We start from the raw sequence: 19,478 nt of genomic DNA on the forward strand, positions 1-19,478 counted from the left end.
GCCGGCCAAGCCGGGCCGGCATCAGGTGCCTTTCAAAGGAGATTGCAGTGCCTGTTGTAGAAGAAAGTGTTGTCATCGCCCGGCCGCCGCAGGAAGTCTTCGAGTTTCTGTCCAGATTCGAAAACATCGCTGTTTACGATTCCTCGGTTACCTCGTCCGGGCAGGTCGGGGATGGCCCTGTCGGGGTGGGTTCCCGGGGGCGCGGGACCAGCAAAATCATGGGACAGCAGTTCGACTGGGTTGTGGAGGTCGCCGAGTTCGATCCGCCGCGGCGTATGGTGTCGCGTTCGGTCGAGGGCAAGCTGGATTTCACCGTGACGTTCGAACTCGAACCGGCCGACGGCGGTACGCGCGTTACCCAGAGGATCGATGCCGCATCGGGGCTGGGCGGGGTCTTTGGCAAGCTGGCGGACGCGCTGGTGGCACGGGCCCAGGGGAGGACGGTCCGGGCCAACCTCGAAACCCTGGCGGAGTGGCTGGTGGAGCACCCGCAGGGCTAAGGAGCTGCGGTGCGCGGCGCAAAAGGCGGGCGTACGACGGCGGGACGCGCCCGCCGTCGTACGCTTGCCCCTACTTCAGGCCCGCGCCCGGAAGCAGCTCCGTGGCCCCGAGGGAATCGGCGATGAAGGCGTAGTCCCAGGCCCGTTCGCGCCACTGGACGTAGCGGCCGGAGGCGCCGCCGTGGCCGCCGTCCATCTCGATCTTCATCACGATCGGCTGGCTCGCGGTGGTCTTGTTCCGCAGCTCCTGCACCCACTTGGCGGGTTCCACGTAGAGGACCCGGGTGTCATTGAACGAGGTCACGGCGGCGATCTTGGGGTAGGCCGCCCGGTGCACATTCTCGTAAGGGGAGTAGGACTTCATGTAGGCGTAGACCTCGGGGTCCGTGATGGGGTTGCCCCATTCTTCCCACTCCAGCGCAGACAAGGGCAGGTCCGGATCCAGGATGCTGGTCAGCGGGTCCACAAACGGCACCTGCGCCACAACCGCGGCGTACTTTTCCGGTGCCATGTTCGCGATGGCACCCATCAGCAGCCCGCCGGCCGAGCCGCCCAGGGCAGCAATCCTGGAGGGATCCACCCAGCCGGAGCCGGCAAGCCAGTCGGTGGCGTCGATGAAGTCGGTGAAGGTGTTCTTCTTGGTGAGCTTTTTGCCGTTCTCGTACCAGTGCCGGCCCAGCTCGCCGCCGCCGCGGATGTGGGCGATCACAAACACCACTCCGCGGTCCAGCAGGGACAGCCGCGCGATGCCGAAGCCCGGGTCCATGCTCATCTCATAGGAGCCGTACCCGTACACCAGGCCGGCCGCCGTCGAATCCTGCTTGACGGCCTTGTGCCGCAGCACCGAAAGCGGGATCCGGGTGCCGTCCTGGGCCTGCGCCCACTCGCGGGTGGCCACATAATCGCTGCCGTCGTAGCCGCCCAGCACCGGGCTTTCCTTCCGCAGCAGCAGCTCGCCGTCCGGCTGCTCCGGGGTGGGCAGCACGAAGTCGTAAACCCGCGACGGCGTGAAGTAGGACGTGTAGCCCAGCCGGATCACCGGGGCCTCGTAGTCCGAACCGCCCACCCCTGCCGTGTACAGCTCCTCGTCGAACGCCGGCTCCACTGGCGGTTCCTGCGCGGCGGTACCGAGCCCGGCCAGCCCGATCACCTGGACGCGCTCGATGGTGTCCTTGCGGATGGACACCACGAGGTGCGTGGAGGTGACGCCCGCGCCGTTGACCCGGACGTCGTCGGAATGTTCGACGACGGTCTGCCACTGCTGCCCGGCCAGCGGCTTCTGCAGCTCGGCCGGGTCCGCGAGGGAGACCATGGAGTTAACGGCGGCGCGGTTGTGGGTGAGCAGGATCTTTTCCGTCTTCCCGCCGTCCGGGCCGGGCAGCAGGAACGGTTCTGCTTCGTACAGCACCCGCTCATTGCGGGAAATCACGGTGAGGAGTTCCTGGGCGGGGTCATCGAAGCGGAGCAGGCGGGTCTCGCTGTATTCCGAGCAGCCGATGCCCAGCACCAGGTAGCGCCGGTCCCCGGAGAGTTCGAAGCCCAGCCACATGGCGGCGTCGTCCTCCTGGTAGATCACCACGTCTTCCTCGACGGGAGTGCCCAGGGTGTGCGCCTTGACCTGGTAGGGGCGCCAGGACTCGTCCACCACGGTGTAGAAGATGCGGGTGCCGTCGGGGGAGAAGGCGACGCCGTAGAAGATGTTCTCGATGACATCCGGCAGGAGTTCGCCCGTGCGGAGGTCCTTGATGCGCAGGGTGAAGCGTTCGTCGCCGCTGTTGTCCACGGCGTAGGCGTAGGTGTTGCCGTCCACGGTCACGGCGGTTCCGCCCACGGAGAAGAAGGGCTTGCCCTCCGCCTCGATGTTTCCGTCCAGCAGGACTTCCTCGCCGGGAATTCCGACGCCGGGCTCCACCTTCGGCGGCGTCCAGTCCTGTACCGGATTGCCCGTGTCCTGTGCCTTGACCCGGCATTGGATTCCGTACTCCTTGCCCTCCACGGAACGGCTGAAGTACCACCAGCCGTCCTTGCGGTGCGGGACGGAAAGGTCCGTTTCCTGGGTGCGGCCCTTGATCTCCTGGAAGATGGCCTCGCGCAGCGGCTCCTGGTGCGCGGTGACGGCTTCCTGGTAGGCGTTCTCAGCCTTCAGGTGTTCCACGACTTCCGGGGATTCCTTCTCCCGCAGCCACTCGTAGTTGTCCACGAAAGTGTCCCCGTGATGCGTACGTTCGGCGGGGATCTGCTTGGCAACCGGGGGAACGGGGGTGGAAGTCGCGGTGCTGGCGGAATCCTGCAACGGAGTCTGGGTCATGGTTTCAATATATAGACCCGCCCCGACAATGCACCGGCCGTTCGCTACCGGACGATAACGCCCCAGATCCGGGCGCACTTGTTGCCGCCTGTCCGTAAACCCGGGCGCACTTGTGGCCGCCTGTCTGTAAACCCGGGCGCAGTTGTGGCCGCCTGTCTGTAAACCCGGGCGCACTTGTGGCCGCCTGAGTGAGCGGGGGTTGGGGAAGTGGTGGCAATAGGTGAGCGGGGGTTGGGGAAATGGTGGCAATAGGTGAGCGGGGGTTGGGGAAATGGCGGCCATAAGTGAGCGGGGGTTGGGGAAATGGCGGCCATAAGTGAGCGGGCGTTTGCTGGAGCGCAGCATTAAGTGAGCGGGCATCGGAGAAATGGTGCCCTAGTGGGGTTCCGGCCGCTGGCGTATCCTGTTCACGCTATGGCACATCCGCCCAGCGTGAGAGGGGAAGCATATGACCATCCCGCCAGTGCACGAGCCCGAACCGTTCCCGCCGGAACCAGGCCCGGACCAGCCTGATCCCACCCAGCCCGGCCATCCCGGCCCGCAGCCGCCCAATCCGTTCCCGACCCCGGAACCCCCGGGGCCGCTGCCCGTGCCGGACCCGGGGCCCACGCCGCTGCGCCCCGATCCCACCCGGAGCTGACCAGCCAAAACACCCAACAGAAGGGGCCTTCCGCACGCCGCGGAAGGCCCCTTCACCGCTCCCGAAACCGGCGCCAAAAATCAGGAAAAATTCCTCCCCGAACCGCTTGCAGGCCTGCTTCTCCAGTGCTAAAAAATCTATATCAGCCAATACAGATCGGGCTGATACTAAAAACAATGTTGGACCGTCTCTTACGAGGAGGGAAGCCATGTTGATGCGAACCGATCCGTTCCGCGAGCTGGACAGGCTGGCCCAGCAGGTCCTCGGCACGGCAGCGCGTCCGGCGGCGATGCCTATGGACGCTTGGCGCGAGGACCAGGAATTCGTCGTCGCCTTTGATCTGCCCGGCGTCGCACTGGATTCGGTGGATCTGGATGTGGAACGGAATGTCCTGACGGTGCGGGCCGAGCGTCCGGACCCCGCGGGCAAGGACACCGAGTTGATCGCCTCCGAGCGGCCGCGCGGCGTGTTCAGCCGCCAGCTGATCCTCGGGGACACGCTGGACACCGATAACGTCAAGGCAAGCTACGAGGCCGGTGTCCTGACGCTGCGGATTCCTGTCGCCGAAAAGGCCAAGCCGCGCAAGATCGAAATTGAAACGAAGGGGGCAAAGCAGGAAATTTCCGCCTAGTCTCAACAGGATCGGGACGTCGGGTATTCATTTATTGCTGACTGCCTTTTGGGCGGATCGCTAGTATGCACGCCACAGCGCTTGAAGCGCACCGGCAGCCTACGCCTGAACCTCCCGATACGGTGGCCCCCAGCTTCAGCCGGGGGTCATCCCATGCCTGGACCCCAACAGCCGCGTGTCAGGTGTTCAGCTCCAGCATCAGGGCGGGCAGTTCGTCCGCCAGCTCACGGGCGAGGAAGCCGAGGGGACCACGCCGGCTGGCAAGCCGGTCGGCTGCCGCGGCGTGCAGGTGCGTGCCCCAGCAGGCAGCCTGCGCGCCGGTGGTGCCGCGTGCCCGAAGGCCCGCAATCGCCCCGGCGAGGACATCTCCGCTTCCCGACGTTCCCAGTCCGCCATAGCCCGTGGTCATCTGCCACAGCTCGGATTCCTCCGGCGCATCCCCGCCCGAGGGCCTTGCGATCAGGCCCTGGCAGCTCACCACTGCCTGGAACTTATCTGCAATCTCGGCCACGTCCGCCGCCAGGTCTTCCACCTCGCGCTCCAGCAGGACGGCCGCTTCCTTGGGATTCGGTGTGAGGATCAGCCGCCCCTTCCACGGTTCCAGCTGGTCGCCCAGCTTCAGCAGGCCGCCCAGGGCGTAAGCATCGAGTACGACGGCGGGACCCCCGCCCGCGTTCCCCGCACCGGAGCCTGCGCCGCCAGAGCCTGACGCGCCAGAGCCCGAGTCAGTGCCGGCCTCCCGCTCCAGCAGCGCCCGCAACAGCTCCTCCGCCAGCTCCGGATCGTCCAGGCCCGGGCCCACCAGGATCGCATCGGCGCGGTCCAGATAGGACGAGATCCGGTCCAGCCCCTCACCCGTCACCGACCCCTCAGCAGTTTCAGGCAGGCCCATGGCTCCGCACTCAGGAAGCGCCACTGCCACCTGGACCGCCACGGACTCCGCCACGGCCAGCGTGAGTTTGCCCGCACCGGCCCGCAGCGCAGCAGTACCTGCCAGCAGGGCGGCGCCCGGCGTGGCCCGCGCGCCGCCGATCACCAGGACCGAGCCGCGGGAGTACTTGTCCTCGCCCGGCGCCGGCAGCGGCCACTCGCGCAGCAGCGACGGCGTCACCAAGGTACGGGGATTGGCTTCACTTCGGGTGGACACTGACGTCTCCCGCATGCTCGGTGACAGTGACACCCTGCTCCGTGAGGTGGTCCGCCACGTTGAAGCTCTCCAGCGTCCAGGGGCCTTCGCCGGACGGCCGGACATACCGCGTCAGGGAGGCATTCAGGACGGACGTGCTGGCCGCCAGATCCAGGAGTTCCTTCTCGTTCATCCCCTCCAGCACGTACCGGAACAGCATGATCACGGCGTCGTGGCAGACCAGCATCACCCGGTGCCCCGTGCCGAGGCTGTTCAGCTCGTCCAGGACGGAGCGCAGCCGCAGGGCCACGTCCGCCCAGGATTCCCCGCCCGGCGGCCGGTAGTACATCTTGCCCAGCCACTCCCGTCGTTCGGCCTCCTCCGGGAAACGCTTCTCCACCCCCAGCCGCGTCAGCCGGTCCAGGATGCCGAGCTCCCGGTCCCGCAGCCGCTCATCGGTGCGGACCTTCACATGCCAGCCTGCGGTTTCCACCGCGATCTCAGCGGTCTGCAGCGCCCGGGCATAAGGAGAGGAAACCACGGCATCGGGGCGGAGGTCCTCGGCGATCCGTGCCAGCGCCGTCCCCAGGGCTTTGGCCTGCTCCTGGCCGGTCCCGGACAGGTTCACATCCGCATCCCGGGCCGGCACCTCGATAATCTCGGCCCCGGCCAGCCGCGCGTCCGTGGCGGCCACGTTGCCTTCGCTTTCACCGTGGCGGACCAGGAGCAGCTCCACCGCCCCGGCCTCCTGCACAGCCTCCGTCAGCCCGTCCTCTTTCACAAGAAATCACTCCGTCCGCCTGGGTTTCCGAATGCAGGAACACTACCAGCGGCGTACCCACGGGGCACGGGCAGTAAACGCCAGAGTCAACGGCACAGGCCATTACACAACAGGATCTACCGCTCCGGCATCAGCACCTTGGAGAACACGGTGGCACCGTTGGCATTGCGGAGGCTGGCCGTGAAACTATTGTCCTGGCCCAGCTGGACGTGCCCGAAGAACTGGTTCTCGCCGTCGCGCGGTGACTCCCCGGCGAAACGCCCGGCCTTGGAGAACACCACCTCCGGTCCGAACGTCCCGTCCATCGCGTTGGGCCCGAACGACCCGGCCGCAATGGGCCCGGCCACAAACTCCCAGAACGGGTCGAAGTCGGTGAACGCGGCGCGCTCGGGCGAGTAGTGGTGGGCGGCGCAGTAGTGAACGTCGGCGGTCAGCCACACCACGTTCTTAACCCGGTTGCGCTTCAACGCGCTCAGCACCCCGGCGATCTCGAGCTCGCGGCCCAACGGAGCGCCGGGATCGCGGTTGGACAGGCTTTCCTGGTTCACCCCGCCGTCGGGCACGATAATCCCCAGCGGCAGGTCCGCGGCGATCACCTTCCAGGTGGCCTTCGACGCCGACACCTCCCTGATCAGCCAGTCCACCTGCTCCTGGCCCAGGATGTTCGTGGCGTAGGTTTCCTTGCCGTCGGTGTTGGGCGACTTGAACGTGCGCATGTCCAGGCAGAAGACATCCAGTTGCGGGCCTCGGCTGATCTTCCGGTAGATGCGCGCAGGCTGGTACTGGCCGGCATCGTCGAATGTCCCCGGCCGCCACAGCGCTGCCGAATCGGCGATGGGCATGTTCTCCTGCCACGCCTGCCGTCCGCGCGCGGCGAGGGTGTTTACGTCGCGGACTGTATAGCGCGGATCATCCAGGATCTCGCCGGGGTACCAGTTGTTGGTGGTTTCGTGGTCGTCCCAGTTGGCGATGACCGGGACGTCCGCGAACATGGCGCGCATGTTGGCATCCATCGAGTTGTACCGGTGCCGGCCGCGGTATTCGGTGAGGGTCTCGGCCACCTTGGACACCTCCTCGGTCACCAGGTTCCGCCACACCTGCCCGTCCTTCTCCACCACGGTTTCGGCGATGGGTCCGTCTGCGTACACGGTGTCGCCCGAGTGGATAAAAAAGTCCGGCCGGGTCTGGTGCATCGCCCGGTAGCCGCGCATCCCGCCGATCTCCTCGTTGATGCCCCAGCCCTGGCCCGCGGTGTCACCGGTCCACACAAAGCTTTGCGCGGACGACGCCGGCACCTTGCCTCCCGCGCTGGTGTCACCGGTGCGGCCCTTGCCGTTGAACGTCCCCGCGTCGGGTGCCGTCCGGAAGGTGCCGCGGACGCTCTCACCTGCCGCGCCGCCGTCGTCCTCAAAGCTGATCTCCAGCGCAAAGCGGGTGTTGGACGGCAGGTTCCCGGCATGGATCTTGGCCGTGAAGTCGGACGCCTGGGTGGCGCGGGGACCGCGGAGGGTGCGCTCAAAGGCGCCGCGACCGCGCAGGACCTCGCCGCCGTCGTCCACTGCGCGCAGCACCGCCGTCATCCGCCCGGCGCCCGATGCGCGGGACCACAGCACGGCCGAATCGGAGGTGACGTCGCCGGTGGCGATGCCGCTGGGCAGGGTGAGCCGGTTCCGGACCAGCGCGATGCCGGCCGGCGACTGGCGCGGCCCCGCGGCGTTGGCTTGTGCAGGGTTGGCTTGTGCGGCGGCGGGAGTGGCGGCCAGTGCAGCGGCCAAGACGGAACCCTTAACGATGGTGCGGCGGGAAATATCAGTCATGGGCCCAGCCTGCCCACGCCGGGCGCACGGACTGTTGCCCTCGGGTGAACGCACGGTAAGCCCGGGTTGAACAGCACGGATAGGCCCCCAGGACACCGAGCCGTGCGCGAATTCGACGCGCTAACTGATTCCCGCGGCGCATAATACTGGACGCGCCGCAAATACCGGCCGCGCCAAAAAGTACCCGCGTCGACAGTCATTGTGCGCGTCGCCAGCGGCCCCCCAAAGCGCTGGCACAACGAGACGCGGTGCCTTACGGCAGCGCGAACTCGGCGATCCGGCCCTCCCGCAGCGCTGCGCCTACAGCGTTGACGCCGCCGTAATCGGGAAACAGCACCGACTGGCCCGCCACAAATCCGGGACCGGCCGTGGGCAGCGTCATCGTGCCGATGGCGTTCACGTCGAGGTTGCGGAGGCTGTACGCGAGGATGGCCGCCTGCACCAGGTCAAAGCTCTTGTTGACGGTCAGGCAGCAGGACGCGAAGTCCACCAGCCCCCGTACCGCGTTGACATCGTTCAGGGCACCATTGGCAGTGAGGCGGGCCAGGATGGCGCGGAGCAGGATCTGCTGGTTGCGCACGCGCTGGAAGTCGCCGTCGATAAACGCGTAGCGCTCGCGGGAAAACTCAAGCGCCGCCTGCCCGTCCAGGTGGTTCACGCCGGGGGTGAAGACGTGCCCGGTGTCGTGGGTCGACTGGAACGGGACGGGCACGTTGACGTCGATCCCGCCCAGCCCGTCAACAAGGACCTTGAGGCCGCCGAAGTCCAGCATCAGGGTCTGGTCGATGGTGATACCCAGCAGCGACTGGACCGCGGCCGTCTGCATGTCGATGCCGCCGTACTGCAGGCCCGAGTTGACCTTGGCGCCGCCCAACCCCGGGATATCCACCCACAGGTCGCGGTTGATGGAGATCATGTAGAGGCTTCGCCGGTCTGCCGGGACGTGGACCACAATCAGGACGTCCGCGCGCTGGTCCATCGGCTGGCCCGTAGCGGCCGTGTGGGCTGCGGCGTCGCGGGCGTTGCCGCGCATGTCACTGCCGATGACCAGCACGTTCATGGGCACGGCCGGGAGCTCCGGAATGGGGGGAGGCGGCGGCGGGGGAGGAGGGGGTGCCGGGGTGGTTTCCGTCGGGGTCTCGCTGGGCGTTGGTGTTTCCGAAGCGCTCTGTGTTGCCGCAGGCTGCGCTTCCGTGCCGGCCCGGTTGAGGTTCACGATCGCGACGACGGCCACCGCCACCAGCGCCAGCGCCACCAGGGCAGCGATCCAGCGCCGCCGTCCGTGCGCCACCCAGCCCAGGCCGTGCGGATGGGAGCCGGACGGGCCCGTGCCGGAGGGGTCAGAACCGCCTGGCGTGCTCATTGTGCCTCACCTCATTGTGCGTGTGGTGGGATCAGTGTCCGCCCGCCAAGGCTCCGCTGGCTACATACGTGTCCAAACTGTCACCTGCCAAAGCCTCGGAAATACGCTCGACGGCCCAGGGGTCCGGCAGCACGATCGACTGGCCGTCCGCGGAGGTGTCGATGCCCAGCGTGGGCAGGGTGAACATCACCATGTCGTTGGCCCGGACGTCGCGGAGCTCAAGGGCCAGACGGGCCAGGGTTGCGGCGTCCAGCCCGCTGTCCACACTGATGAACGGGGCCATGGCGCTGAGTACGTTGTGGACCTTGACCGGGTTGAGGAGCGTCTCCGGGCTGAGGTTTTTCGCGAACAGCGCGCGCACAAACGCCTGCTGGTTGCGGACCCGCTGGTAGTCGCCGTCGGCAAAGGCGTAGCGCTCGCGGACAAACTCAAGGGCGTGCCCGCCGTCCAGCGTCTGGGTTCCGGCGATGAAGGCGTAGTGGTCGTGGCGCGAAACGAAGGGCTGGGGAACGTTGACTTCCACCCCGCCCACGGCGTCGGTGACTCCCTTGAAGCCCTCGAAATCGATCATGGCCACGTGGTCTATCCGCTGCTGGAACAGTGACTCGACCGTCTGGAGCATCAGCGGAACACCGCCGAAGGCAAGGGCCGCGTTGATCTTGGCCTGGCCATGGTCCGGGATGCTGATCCACAGGTCCCGCATCAGCGAGATGGAGTAGATCTTGGACCGGTCAACCGGGATATGGACCAGCATCAGGGTGTCGGCGCGCTGGTTGGAGTTGGCGCCGGAGAGGGCCTCGTCGGCCGTTGCTCCCCGGCTGTCGCTGCCCATCACCAGGATGTTCAGCGACGTGTCCGCGTAGGGATCGGGTTCGCCCGCGGCTGGTCCGTCGGCGGGACCGGCGCCGGGGATGCCGCCTGCTGCTCCGGGCGTCCGCGGCTGGGGCCGGAGGGACTCTGCGGGGAAGGGGCTTTCGAGGGTGCTGGTCTTGGACTCGTAGATCTGTCCCAGGTTGTAGAGGTACGCTCCGGCTGAAACCGGGACCAGGACTGCGACGGCGAGCAGGACCAGGAAGATGGTGCGCAGGGGGTGCCGGCGGCGCGCGGACCGGGGTTCGGAGCCGGGAGTTTGCGTGCCTGGATGCTTCCGCTGGCTGCCCATTGCCGAAAATTAGCAGCGGCGGAAACGCGATACATCAGGGGAATCCACAGAAGAACCGCACACTTGTCCGCACAGTAATGACGACGGCGGCGGGCCGGGTCGGGCGGGCACGTCAGCCGTGCGTGCGGCAGCAGTTTTGGGTGGCGGACAGCGCGTTCGCCGGAACGGTGCGCGTTCGCCGGAACGCTACGGCGTCGGGGCACCGTTCCAGCGAACGGGGGCGTTGAGGCGGGCGTGGCGCAGGATGGACACAATGGCCGGCGCGAGTTCGTCCTCCATCTGCCGGTACACCTCCGGCGCGCGCCGGTATGGGTCGATGATGTCGTTCTCGGCCGAGTCCACGGGCAGCGACAGGTGGCGCACGGCCGCAGCCCGCGCAGGCAAGCCGCGCCAAAAGGTGAGGTTTGCAGCCAGGGGATCGCCGTCGTCGTACGTTCCCTCCGATGCGTTACCGGCCGACTCCGCTCGCTGGTCCAGGACATCGAGCATCCTGGCGAACTCGCGGATGGTGAAGGTGCGCTTGAGGAAGGAGGCGTCCAGCTGCAGGACTTCGCCGCGGTGCCCGGAGGTCATGGTCAGCACCAGGTCCACGCCGCGCAGGATTTTGGGCGTGAGCTGGCGGGCGGCGAACTGCTCCGGGTCGCCGCCGAACGTGCGGATGATGTCGGCCGAGATGGGCTGGATGGGGTCGCCCACCATGGCCCGGGTCCCTGCGCTGCGCACCTCGAAACCGCCCGGCAGCACCTGGTCCAGACCCGCCTGCAGCAACCGCTCGGCCACGGGCGAGCGGCAGATGTTGCCCGTGCAGACAGTCAGGATTTTTACTGGTGCGGGTGAGTCCAAGGGAGATTTCTCTTTCCAGCCGGTGCGTCCGTGCTTTTCAACTTAACACGCATCGGCCCGACGGCGGCCGCCCCACCCCGCACGCCCGCTCACTTTTGGCCGCTTCCCACCCGACGCCCGCTCACCTTTGGCAGGTTTCCGGGCAACGCTCTATCACCTGAGGGCAGGGAAGCACGAAGATATGACTGTGGAAAGCGAGATCACACGGGACTGCGTGATTGCCGGCGGCGGCCCCGGAGGCATGGTGCTCGGATACCTGCTCGCGAAGAAAGGCCTGCGGGTGACGGTCCTGGAGAAGCACGGCGACTTCCTGCGCGACTTCCGCGGGGACACTGTCCACCCCTCCACGGTCACCCTGCTGGGAGAACTTGGGCTGCGCGAAAAGTTCCTGAACCTTCCGCTGACCAGGCTGTCCACGCTGGATGCGGTGGTTGATGGCCAGCGGGTCACCATCGTGGACTTCGGCACCCTCCCCGCGCCGGACAACTTCATCGTCTTCACGCCGCAGTGGGACTTCCTGAACTTCCTTGCCCGCGAGGCGCACGCGTTCCCCAACTTCGAGCTGCGCATGCTCACCGAGGCCACCGGACTCATCATCGAAGAGGGCCAGGTGCGCGGAGTCCGGGCCCTCACGTCCGACGGCGGACTGGAGATCCGTGCGACGCTCACCGTCGCTGCCGACGGGCGTGCGTCGGCCTTGCGCGCCGCTGCCCGACTGACGCCCGATACATTCGGTGTGCCCATCGACGTCCTCTGGTTCAACCTGCCCAAGCCGCCGGACCCTCCGCCGCCAACGCTTGGCTACATTTCCGCGCAGGGGATGGTCCTCACGATCGACCGCGGCGACCGGTACCAGTCGGGCATGGTGATCCGCAAAGGCGGTTTTGACGAGCTTCGGGCGGGGGAGGTGGGCGCCCTGCAAACCCGGATTATTGGCGCCGCGCCATTCCTGCGCCCCGTCGTCGGGAACCTCACCGACTGGGACCAGGTAAAACTCCTCTCCGTCCAGATCAACCGGCTGCGGCGCTGGTACCGTCCCGGGTTCATTGCCATCGGCGACGCCGCCCACGCGATGTCCCCGATGTTCGGCGTGGGCGTGAACTTCGCCATCCAGGACGCCGTGGCGCTGGCCAACACTATTGCGGCGGACCTCGCGGCCGGAACGGTGCCAACAGGGAAGCTGGCTGACGTGCAGAAGCGGCGGGAGTTACCAGTGAAGATCATGCAGCAGTTGCAGCGCAACGGACACCGCGTGCTCTTCAGGGCCGCCACCGGGAACCGGATCGCGCCCCGCTGGCTGCTACTGGTTCTTCGTGCCGCCTCGCCGCTTCTGCGCCGGGTCACGGCACGGTTTATCGGGCTGGGAATCCGCCCCGAGCACGTCAACCACCGCGCCTGACCCACCAAGCCGGTGGCTCCCACGGGACGCTCTCTCACTTAACGCGGTTTTGGGGCCAACGCTCTCTCACTTTCGTAAGGAAAGTGAGAGAGCGTTGGCCGATTTATGGCATTAAGTGAGAGAGCGTTCCGGTTGGGTCAGAGCGCTGCCAGGAGCTTCTTCATCTCGGCGATCTCCGATTCCTGGGCCGTGACGATGTCGCGGGCCAGCTGGACGGCCTCCGGGTTCCTGCCCCCATCGATTTCGTCATTGGCCATCTCGACAGCACCTTCGTGGTGACCGGTCATCTGCTCCATAAAAAGCCGGGCTGCCTCGGTTCCCTGGGCGGCCTTGAGTTTACTGAGGCCTTCCGCGTCTACCATGCCGGACATGCCGTGCCCCGAGTGGTCAGCCGCCATAGTGGGGACATTCCAGTTCTTGAGCCACCCGGTCATGGTCTCGATTTCCGGCGCCTGGGCGTCCTTGATCCTGGTGGCCAGAGCCCTGACATCCGCGGGCAGGTCCGGCTTGGCGAGGACGATGTCGCTCATCTCCACAGCCTGCGCATGATGCGGAATCATCATCTGGGCGAACATAATGTCTGCCTGGTTATGGTCGGCGTTGGCGTCCGGCATCATGCTGGACATCGGGCTGGAGCTGCCGTGGCTGGAGTGCATGCCTCCGCCGGGGGTTCCCGAGTCGGCGGCGCAGCCGGCAAGGCCAAGCGAGGCGGCGAGCGCCGCGGCGAGGGTGAACGTACTGATCTTCATGTCAGGTCCTTCCTTTGAAAGTGAGAGAGCGTCAGTCGATTAGCAGCATCAAGTGAGAGAGCGTCACTCGATTAGCAGCATTAAGCGAGAGAGCGTTTGGGGTGGGCGGGCGTCTTCCTAGCGCACCTCGGACGGGTTGAGCCGGATGCGCCGGAGAAGTTGGGCGTTCAAGGCCACCACGATAGTGGAAACCGACATCAGCACCGCCCCGGCCGCGGGGGACAGCACCACCCCGGCGAAGGCGAGGACGCCCGCGGCCAGCGGCACGGACAGGACGTTGTAGCCCGTGGCCCACACCAGGTTTTGCCACATCTTGCGGTAGCTCGCCCGGGACAGGTCCACCATGGACAGCACGGCGCGGGGGTCGTTCCCGGCCAGCACCACGCCGGCCGATTCCATGGCCACGTCCGTGCCCGCCCCGATCGCGATCCCCACTTCGGCGCGGGCCAGCGCGGGTGAATCGTTGACGCCGTCGCCCACCATGGCCACCTTCAGGCCGCGCGACTGCAGCTCGGCCACCTTCTTGTCCTTGTCCGCGGGCAGCACCTCGGCAAACACCTCGTCGATGTTCAGGTCCACCGCGACGGCCTGGGCCACCTGCCGCGCGTCGCCGGTGATCATCGCCACCTTGACGCCGCGCTGCTGCAGGGCCGCCACCGCCTGCCGCGACTCAGCCCGCACCGCATCCTCAAGGCTGACCGCCCCAAGGACGCTCCCGCCGTCGTCAATCACATGCAGGACGGCAGCGCCGCGGTCCATCCAGCCGCGCGTCGTGGCTTCCAGGGCAGAAGGCACGACGGCGCCTATCTCGCGCAGGAGCGCGGGCCCGCCTACGTGCACCGTGCGGCCGTCCACGGAGGCCCGGACGCCGCGGCCGGTCAGCGACGCGAAGCCGGCAACGGCAGGCAGGGCCAGGTTCCGCTCCCGGGCTGCGCGGACGATGGCCCGAGCCACGGGGTGCTCGCTGTCGGACTCGACGGCGGCGGCCAGAGCAAGCAACTCATCGGCGTCGACGCCCGGCGCAGCAGCCACGTCCTTCAGCTCCGGCTCGCCGGTGGTGAGGGTGCCGGTCTTGTCGAAGAGGATAACATCGATGGTGCGCATCCGCTCCAGGGCCATCCGGTTCTTGATCAGGACGCCGGCCCGGGCAGCCTGCTCGGTGGAGATGGCGATGACCAGCGGAATGGCAAGGCCCAGGGCGTGCGGGCAGGCGATCACCAGCACAGTCACGGTCCGGGTCACGGCTTCGGGGATGCTGCCCAGCAGCGTCCACACCATGAACGTGATAACGCCGGCGCCCGCCGCGAAGTAGAAAAGGAACGCGGCGGCGCGGTCCGCCAGCGCCTGCGCCCGGGACGACGAAGCCTGTGCTTCGGCCACCAGCCGCTGGATGCCGGCCAGGGCGGTGTCTTCGCCCACGGCGTCCACCCGGACGCGCACGCTCGAGTCCGTGGCAACGGTCCCGGCCACCACGGCATCTCCGGGGCCCCGGGGCACGGTTTTGGATTCGCCGGTGATCATGGATTCGTCGAACTCGGCCTGGCCCTCGACCACCGTTCCGTCGGCGGGCATCCGGGAGCCTGAGCGGACCAGGACGAGGTCTGCCGGGCGGAGTTCGGAGACGGGCACGGTTTCGGTGCCGCTGTCCGTGATGCGTTCAGCTTCATCGGGCAGCAGTGCGGCGAGCGCATCCAGGGCACCCTGTGCCGATCCCAGGGCGCGCATCTCGATCCAGTGGCCCAGCAGCATGATGGCCACCAGCAGCGCGAGTTCCCACCAGAAGTCCAGGTCGAACCCGCCCAGGCCCAGGCTGGTGATCCAGGACGCGACAAACGCCACCGTGATGGCCATGCCGATCAGGAGCATCATGCCGGGCCTGCGGTCCCTCAGTTCCTGCAGCCCGCCTTTGAGGAACGGTTGGCCGCCGTAGAGGAAAATCACCGTGCCCAGGACCGGCGGGATCCAGATGGAACCGGGAAACATCGGGGCCATGTAGCCCAGGATGTGCCCCACCATGGGGCTGAAGTAGACCACGGGAAGGGAGAGTGCCAGGGTCAGCCAGAACCTGTTTTTGAACATGGCCGTGCTGTGTCCAGCGTGCTGGCCGTGGGTGTGGACGGCGTGGTCGTCGTCGTGCTGGGCGTGGTGACGACCATGCCCGTGGTTATGGTCGGAACCGGCCGCGGCAGGGGCTGCAGCAGCCCCGGCTTCGGTGAGGGTGCCGCTGGCCCGGCTGTCGTCGTCGTGATGGTGCATATGGTCCTGCATTGGTTCCTCCTTGGAGGACATCGCCCTCGTTAACTGAGGGGCGGAAAGTGAGAGAGCGTTGCCTGAATTCACCGCGTTGAGTGAGAGAGCGTTGCCGGAATTCACGCGTTAAGTGAGAGAGCGTCGCCTGGGGATGGGGATGGGGATGGGGATGGGGCGTCGGAAATCACGACGGCGGGAGGCGCCTTGGGCCCGAGCCTTGCCGGTGCGCAGCAGCTGCAGGCGGCAGAGGAAGCAAGGGGGAGCGGGGTGCGGTTTTCGATGGTGAGCATGTCAGTTTCCATTCCTTGGCGAAGGATCAATGGCGCTGGGGTTGAACGGCTGTGAAGGCGGGTGCGGTGCACCGGCCGGGACATACCACTTCACTGACAACACTCGGAAATATACCCCTAGGGGGTATCCGAGTCAAGGGGGTGAGGATCGAGCACACCTAGCCTTTGCGGGTCTTCATGGCCATACTTGAGTCAAGGCAATGGCGCCTGCCCCGGCTGTGGGATGCCGGGAATTAGAACCGGAGGTGGCTTTGTGGCTGAACTCAGCGGCCCCTACATATACTCCAGTGCATTGGGGGACGACCAGTGCGTTGCTGGTACTTACCATGTGGAGCTGGACGGCTGGAAGTTTGAATGGTCGGACGGCATGTTCCAGTTGCATGGTTACGAGCGCGGCGAAGTGGTGCCCACCCTGGAACTGCTGTTCTCGCACAAGCATCCCGAGGACAGGGCGCGCTGCCAGGACATCGTGGAGCAGGTTTGCAGGACCGGCGGCTACTTCTGCATGTACCACCGCATCATTGATTCCAGGGGGCGGACCCGGCGCGTGCTCACCTCCGGCGACGGGATAATGGATGCCACCGGAAAAGTCGTTGCCATCGACGGAGTGATGGTGGATCTCACCTCAACCCTCCGGCGTGAAACCGAGGAGACGGCCAGGGAAGCGGTGGCAGGGGCAACATCCACGCGCAGCGTCATCGACCAGGCACGGGGAATCCTCATGGGCCAGCTGAAAATGAACTCCGACGATGCCTTCCAGGTGCTGGTCAGCACCAGCAGCCACCGCAACGTCAAGCTGGTGGTGGTGGCCGCCGAACTCGTGAAGCTGGCCAACTCCGCAGGGACTCACCGTTACTTGAACGACGCCGTTGCCGCCATTGCCCAGGACAGCCGGATGGTGGAGAGCGGGCGGCGTCGGGCAGGGTAGGGACCGCCTGTAGGATGGATCGAAGGTGCGCCGGGAAGTCTGGTCGGCATAATTTTGTCGAGCCAAGTTTGAGGACGCTTCATGAGCCAAACGCCCCGTTCCGGCCCCACCCATTCCACCATCTTCGGCCGCGGCAGTTATGCCGAAGCCCTGCGCATCGGGGAGATCCTTCGCAAGGAAACCGTGGGCGGCGCGCTGCTTGTTGCCGCAGCGCTGATTGCCCTGGTGTGGGCCAACTCGCCGGCGTCGGACAGTTACTTCGCCCTCCGGGATTTCAAAATCGGGTACGAGCCCTGGCATCTTGAGCTCAGCCTGGGCGCGTGGGCGGCCGACGGGCTGCTGGCCATTTTCTTTTTCCTGGTGGGGCTCGAACTCAAACGGGAGTTTGTGGCGGGGGACCTGCGCCAGCTCAACAAGTCCATTGTTCCCGTGGCTGCGGCTTTCGGCGGGGTGGTGGCACCGGCAGCCATCTACGCCTTGATCAACCTTGCCAGCCCGGATACTTTGCGCGGCTGGGCGATCCCCACGGCCACGGACATCGCCTTCGCGGTGGCGGTGTTGGCCATCATCGGCTCGCACCTGCCCAGCGCCCTGCGGATCTTCCTGCTGACCTTGGCCGTGGTGGACGACCTGATCGCCATCAGCATCATCGCGTTCTTCTACTCCAGCGACCTGCAGGTCATGCCGCTGCTCCTGGCTCTTATCCCGCTGGCCATCTACGCATTCCTGGCGCAGAAGTTCCGTCACTTCTTCGGGCGGCACACCGCAGCCGCGTGGCTGATCCTGCTGCCGCTCGGGGTGGTGACGTGGGCGTTGGTCCATTCATCGGGCATCCACGCCACCGTGGCCGGCGTCCTGCTGGGCTTCGCCGTTCCGGTGATCCGTTCACAGGCTGCCGGCGGGCCGGAAGCGGGGCCGGGCCTGGCGGAGATCTTCGAGCACCGGTTCCGGCCCATCTCGGCCGGCATCGCGGTACCCATCTTCGCGTTTTTCTCCGCCGGCGTTGCCGTGGGCGGTTGGGAAGGGCTTGGCTCTGCGCTGGCCGACCCGGTGGCCCTGGGCATCATCGTGGCGCTGGTGCTGGGCAAGCCGGTCGGCATCATGGGCACCACCTGGCTCCTCACGAAAATGAGCAGGGCGCGGCTGGACGAGTCCTTCAAGTGGATTGACGTCTTCGGTGTGGCCCTCCTCGCCGGGATCGGGTTTACCGTGTCCCTGCTGGTGGCCGAACTCAGCTTCGGGCACGGGAGCCTGCATGATGACCACGCCAAGGTGGGAATCCTCACCGCTTCCCTGCTGGCGGCGCTGCTGGCCACCGCCGTTCTGCGGACCAGGAACCGCCAGTACCGTGCGGCCGAAGAAGCCGAAAAACTGGACGCGGACCGGGACGGCATCCCGGACGTCTACCAGGAACGCCCCTAAAGCGGGAGTTTTTGTCCAGCTACGCAGGGTTCCGCTGCCCGGAAGTCCGCATATGTGGACAAAAACTCCCAGGGGATGTTTAGCGGCGCACTGAGCGGCGCCCGGCGATAGCCTCGGCCGTGCCCACCAGGAGCACCGAGGCGATGACGGCCACGATGAAGCCCAGGAAGTTCAGCTCAAAAATGTCCCCTGTGCCCAGCAGGGACGCCACCACTCCGCCGATGACCGAGCCCACAAGGCCCAACAGCAGGGTGGCGAGCAGGCCCAGGTTCTGCTTGCCCGGCTTGATGAGACGGGCCAGCGCGCCGATGACCAGGCCGGCAATGATAAATCCAATCACGGTGTTCTCCTTCGGTTTTGCGGGCTGTGGCGCCCGTACTGCCGCGGTGGTTCCGCATGGGCTTCTGTTTAGGTACCCCCAAGACGGCGCTTCAGTCCTCCAAAAGGGACCGGATGCTGTCCCGGGCCGCGTCCTAACCCCTGCCGCTGACCGCGCCCACCACCACCGCCGCGGTCTCACGAAGCCTGGTGTTCCTCGCACCGGAGGACCGCGCGAGCTCATAGATGGCCTCGTCATGGGTACACCGGTTTTGCGCCATGATCACGCCCACCGCCATGTCGATGGTCGCCCGGGACTTCATGGCAGCGGCCATGTCATCGCCGGCATCGCGCAGGTTGCCCAGCTTCAGCGCAAGCCGCAGTGACTTTGCCGCGTTGGCCACGAAATTGCGGGCGGTGTCGATGTCCAGGGGAGAAAGGCTGGCCGGCTCCTCGACGTAAAGGTTCACCACCGCTTCGGCCTCGCTGGCAAGCTCCAGCGGGATGGCCAGGATAAAGCCGATGCCCTGCTCCCGGGCCGTCCCGACGTACTCGGGCCAGCGCGTCTCCCGGCGGACGTCCTGTACCACCACCACCTCATGCCGCCGCAACGCAGTGAGGCAAGGCCCGTCGTCGAACGCGTTCTGAAGCTCGTCCAGCGAGCGGGCACGGTTATCGCTGCTGGCCGCCACGCTCGGTTTCCGGTTCCTGACCACCGTCACGCCGCAGTGGAGCCGCTTCGCTGCGGTGGACAAGGTGGACGCAGTGAGGACGGCGAGTTCCTCGAGGAACGCGCCCACGTCCACACTGTTCAGAACCAGCTCCTGCAGGTGGCGCTCCCCGGCGGAGACCCACGGCTCTCCGCCGTCCTCCCGACTGCCGTGCGGCTTATCCTCGCTCAAGCCGGCCTCCTTCACCGAAAACTTCGTCGGTTTCAGAGGTTACTGTCTT

17 protein-coding genes are annotated in these 19,478 nt (G+C 66.6%); 6 read left to right on the forward strand and 11 right to left on the reverse strand.

The genetic code is table 11. From position 1 onward, the window contains the following. The first annotated feature begins 47 nt into the window (after positions 1-47). On the forward strand, positions 48-500 hold the full coding sequence (locus ARTSIC4J27_RS04120; RefSeq protein ID WP_050053957.1) for an SRPBCC family protein: 453 nt from the start codon (positions 48-50) through the stop codon (positions 498-500). A 70-nt stretch (positions 501-570) separates the two neighbouring features. Here ARTSIC4J27_RS04120 and ARTSIC4J27_RS04125 read toward each other — a convergent pair whose 3' ends face one another. Beyond that, positions 571-2,808 carry a S9 family peptidase gene (locus ARTSIC4J27_RS04125; RefSeq protein ID WP_050053958.1) on the reverse strand — a complete coding sequence of 746 codons (2,238 nt, stop codon included), beginning with the start codon at positions 2,806-2,808 and terminating at the stop codon, positions 571-573. 448 nt (positions 2,809-3,256) lie between these two features. Here ARTSIC4J27_RS04125 and ARTSIC4J27_RS04130 point away from each other — a divergent pair, with 448 nt between their 5' ends. Both ARTSIC4J27_RS04130 and ARTSIC4J27_RS04135 read left to right on the forward strand, forming a co-directional pair. Then, the gene (locus ARTSIC4J27_RS04130; protein WP_050053959.1) at positions 3,257-3,448 is read left to right on the forward strand and encodes a hypothetical protein; all 192 of its coding nucleotides are present in this window, start codon (positions 3,257-3,259) and stop codon (positions 3,446-3,448) included. A 208-nt stretch (positions 3,449-3,656) separates the two neighbouring features. Next, positions 3,657-4,079, forward strand: a complete 423-nt coding sequence (locus tag ARTSIC4J27_RS04135; RefSeq protein WP_050053960.1) for an Hsp20/alpha crystallin family protein — start codon at positions 3,657-3,659, stop codon at positions 4,077-4,079. Positions 4,080-4,257: 178 nt separating this feature from the next. On the opposite strand, the gene ARTSIC4J27_RS04140 is transcribed toward ARTSIC4J27_RS04135, so the two are convergent. From ARTSIC4J27_RS04140 to ARTSIC4J27_RS04165, 6 genes are all read right to left on the reverse strand, one after another. Next, positions 4,258-5,226 carry an NAD(P)H-hydrate dehydratase gene (locus ARTSIC4J27_RS04140; RefSeq protein ID WP_235436525.1) on the reverse strand — a complete coding sequence of 323 codons (969 nt, stop codon included), beginning with the start codon at positions 5,224-5,226 and terminating at the stop codon, positions 4,258-4,260. After that, on the reverse strand, positions 5,210-5,986 hold the full coding sequence (locus ARTSIC4J27_RS04145; protein ID WP_050053961.1) for a histidine phosphatase family protein: 777 nt from the start codon (positions 5,984-5,986) through the stop codon (positions 5,210-5,212). Before ARTSIC4J27_RS04145 ends, ARTSIC4J27_RS04140 begins: the two co-directional genes overlap by 17 nt. A 116-nt stretch (positions 5,987-6,102) precedes the next feature. After that, on the reverse strand, positions 6,103-7,803 hold the full coding sequence (locus ARTSIC4J27_RS04150) for an alkaline phosphatase D family protein (protein WP_050053962.1): 1,701 nt from the start codon (positions 7,801-7,803) through the stop codon (positions 6,103-6,105). Positions 7,804-8,056: 253 nt separating this feature from the next. Continuing rightward, complete coding sequence (locus tag ARTSIC4J27_RS04155) at positions 8,057-9,166, reverse strand: LCP family protein (protein WP_050053963.1); 1,110 nt, start codon at positions 9,164-9,166, stop codon at positions 8,057-8,059. A gap of 31 nt (positions 9,167-9,197) precedes the next feature. After that, positions 9,198-10,328, reverse strand: a complete 1,131-nt coding sequence (locus tag ARTSIC4J27_RS04160; RefSeq protein ID WP_050053964.1) for an LCP family protein — start codon at positions 10,326-10,328, stop codon at positions 9,198-9,200. 186 nt (positions 10,329-10,514) lie between these two features. Next, positions 10,515-11,171: an arsenate reductase/protein-tyrosine-phosphatase family protein gene (locus tag ARTSIC4J27_RS04165; protein WP_050053965.1), complete on the reverse strand. Its 657-nt coding sequence runs from the start codon at positions 11,169-11,171 to the stop codon at positions 10,515-10,517. 181 nt (positions 11,172-11,352) lie between these two features. On the opposite strand from ARTSIC4J27_RS04165, the gene ARTSIC4J27_RS04170 reads away from it, so the two are divergent. Beyond that, complete coding sequence (locus tag ARTSIC4J27_RS04170; protein WP_050053966.1) at positions 11,353-12,570, forward strand: FAD-dependent oxidoreductase; 1,218 nt, start codon at positions 11,353-11,355, stop codon at positions 12,568-12,570. A gap of 137 nt (positions 12,571-12,707) precedes the next feature. Here the strand turns inward: ARTSIC4J27_RS04170 and ARTSIC4J27_RS04175 are convergent, their stop codons facing one another. After that, positions 12,708-13,319 carry a DUF305 domain-containing protein gene (locus tag ARTSIC4J27_RS04175; protein WP_050053967.1) on the reverse strand — a complete coding sequence of 204 codons (612 nt, stop codon included), beginning with the start codon at positions 13,317-13,319 and terminating at the stop codon, positions 12,708-12,710. 117 nt (positions 13,320-13,436) lie between these two features. Further along, on the reverse strand, positions 13,437-15,587 hold the full coding sequence (locus ARTSIC4J27_RS04180; RefSeq protein WP_050053968.1) for a heavy metal translocating P-type ATPase: 2,151 nt from the start codon (positions 15,585-15,587) through the stop codon (positions 13,437-13,439). A 525-nt stretch (positions 15,588-16,112) separates the two neighbouring features. On the opposite strand from ARTSIC4J27_RS04180, the gene ARTSIC4J27_RS04185 reads away from it, so the two are divergent. Together ARTSIC4J27_RS04185 and nhaA are read left to right on the forward strand one after the other, a co-directional pair. Next, positions 16,113-16,787, forward strand: coding sequence for a PAS and ANTAR domain-containing protein (locus ARTSIC4J27_RS04185; RefSeq protein WP_235436527.1), 675 nt, complete (start codon positions 16,113-16,115; stop codon positions 16,785-16,787). Positions 16,788-16,868: 81 nt separating this feature from the next. Then, the gene (gene nhaA / locus ARTSIC4J27_RS04190; RefSeq protein ID WP_050053970.1) at positions 16,869-18,209 is read left to right on the forward strand and encodes a Na+/H+ antiporter NhaA; all 1,341 of its coding nucleotides are present in this window, start codon (positions 16,869-16,871) and stop codon (positions 18,207-18,209) included. Positions 18,210-18,288: 79 nt separating this feature from the next. On the opposite strand, the gene ARTSIC4J27_RS04195 is transcribed toward nhaA, so the two are convergent. Continuing rightward, the gene (locus ARTSIC4J27_RS04195) at positions 18,289-18,549 is read right to left on the reverse strand and encodes a GlsB/YeaQ/YmgE family stress response membrane protein (RefSeq protein ID WP_050053971.1); all 261 of its coding nucleotides are present in this window, start codon (positions 18,547-18,549) and stop codon (positions 18,289-18,291) included. 133 nt (positions 18,550-18,682) lie between these two features. Further along, positions 18,683-19,429, reverse strand: coding sequence for a GAF and ANTAR domain-containing protein (locus tag ARTSIC4J27_RS04200; protein WP_235436528.1), 747 nt, complete (start codon positions 19,427-19,429; stop codon positions 18,683-18,685). Positions 19,430-19,478: the final 49 nt, after the last annotated feature.

Source organism: Pseudarthrobacter siccitolerans, assembly GCF_001046895.1.
GTDB classification, from domain to species: Bacteria; Actinomycetota; Actinomycetes; order Actinomycetales; family Micrococcaceae; genus Arthrobacter; species Arthrobacter siccitolerans.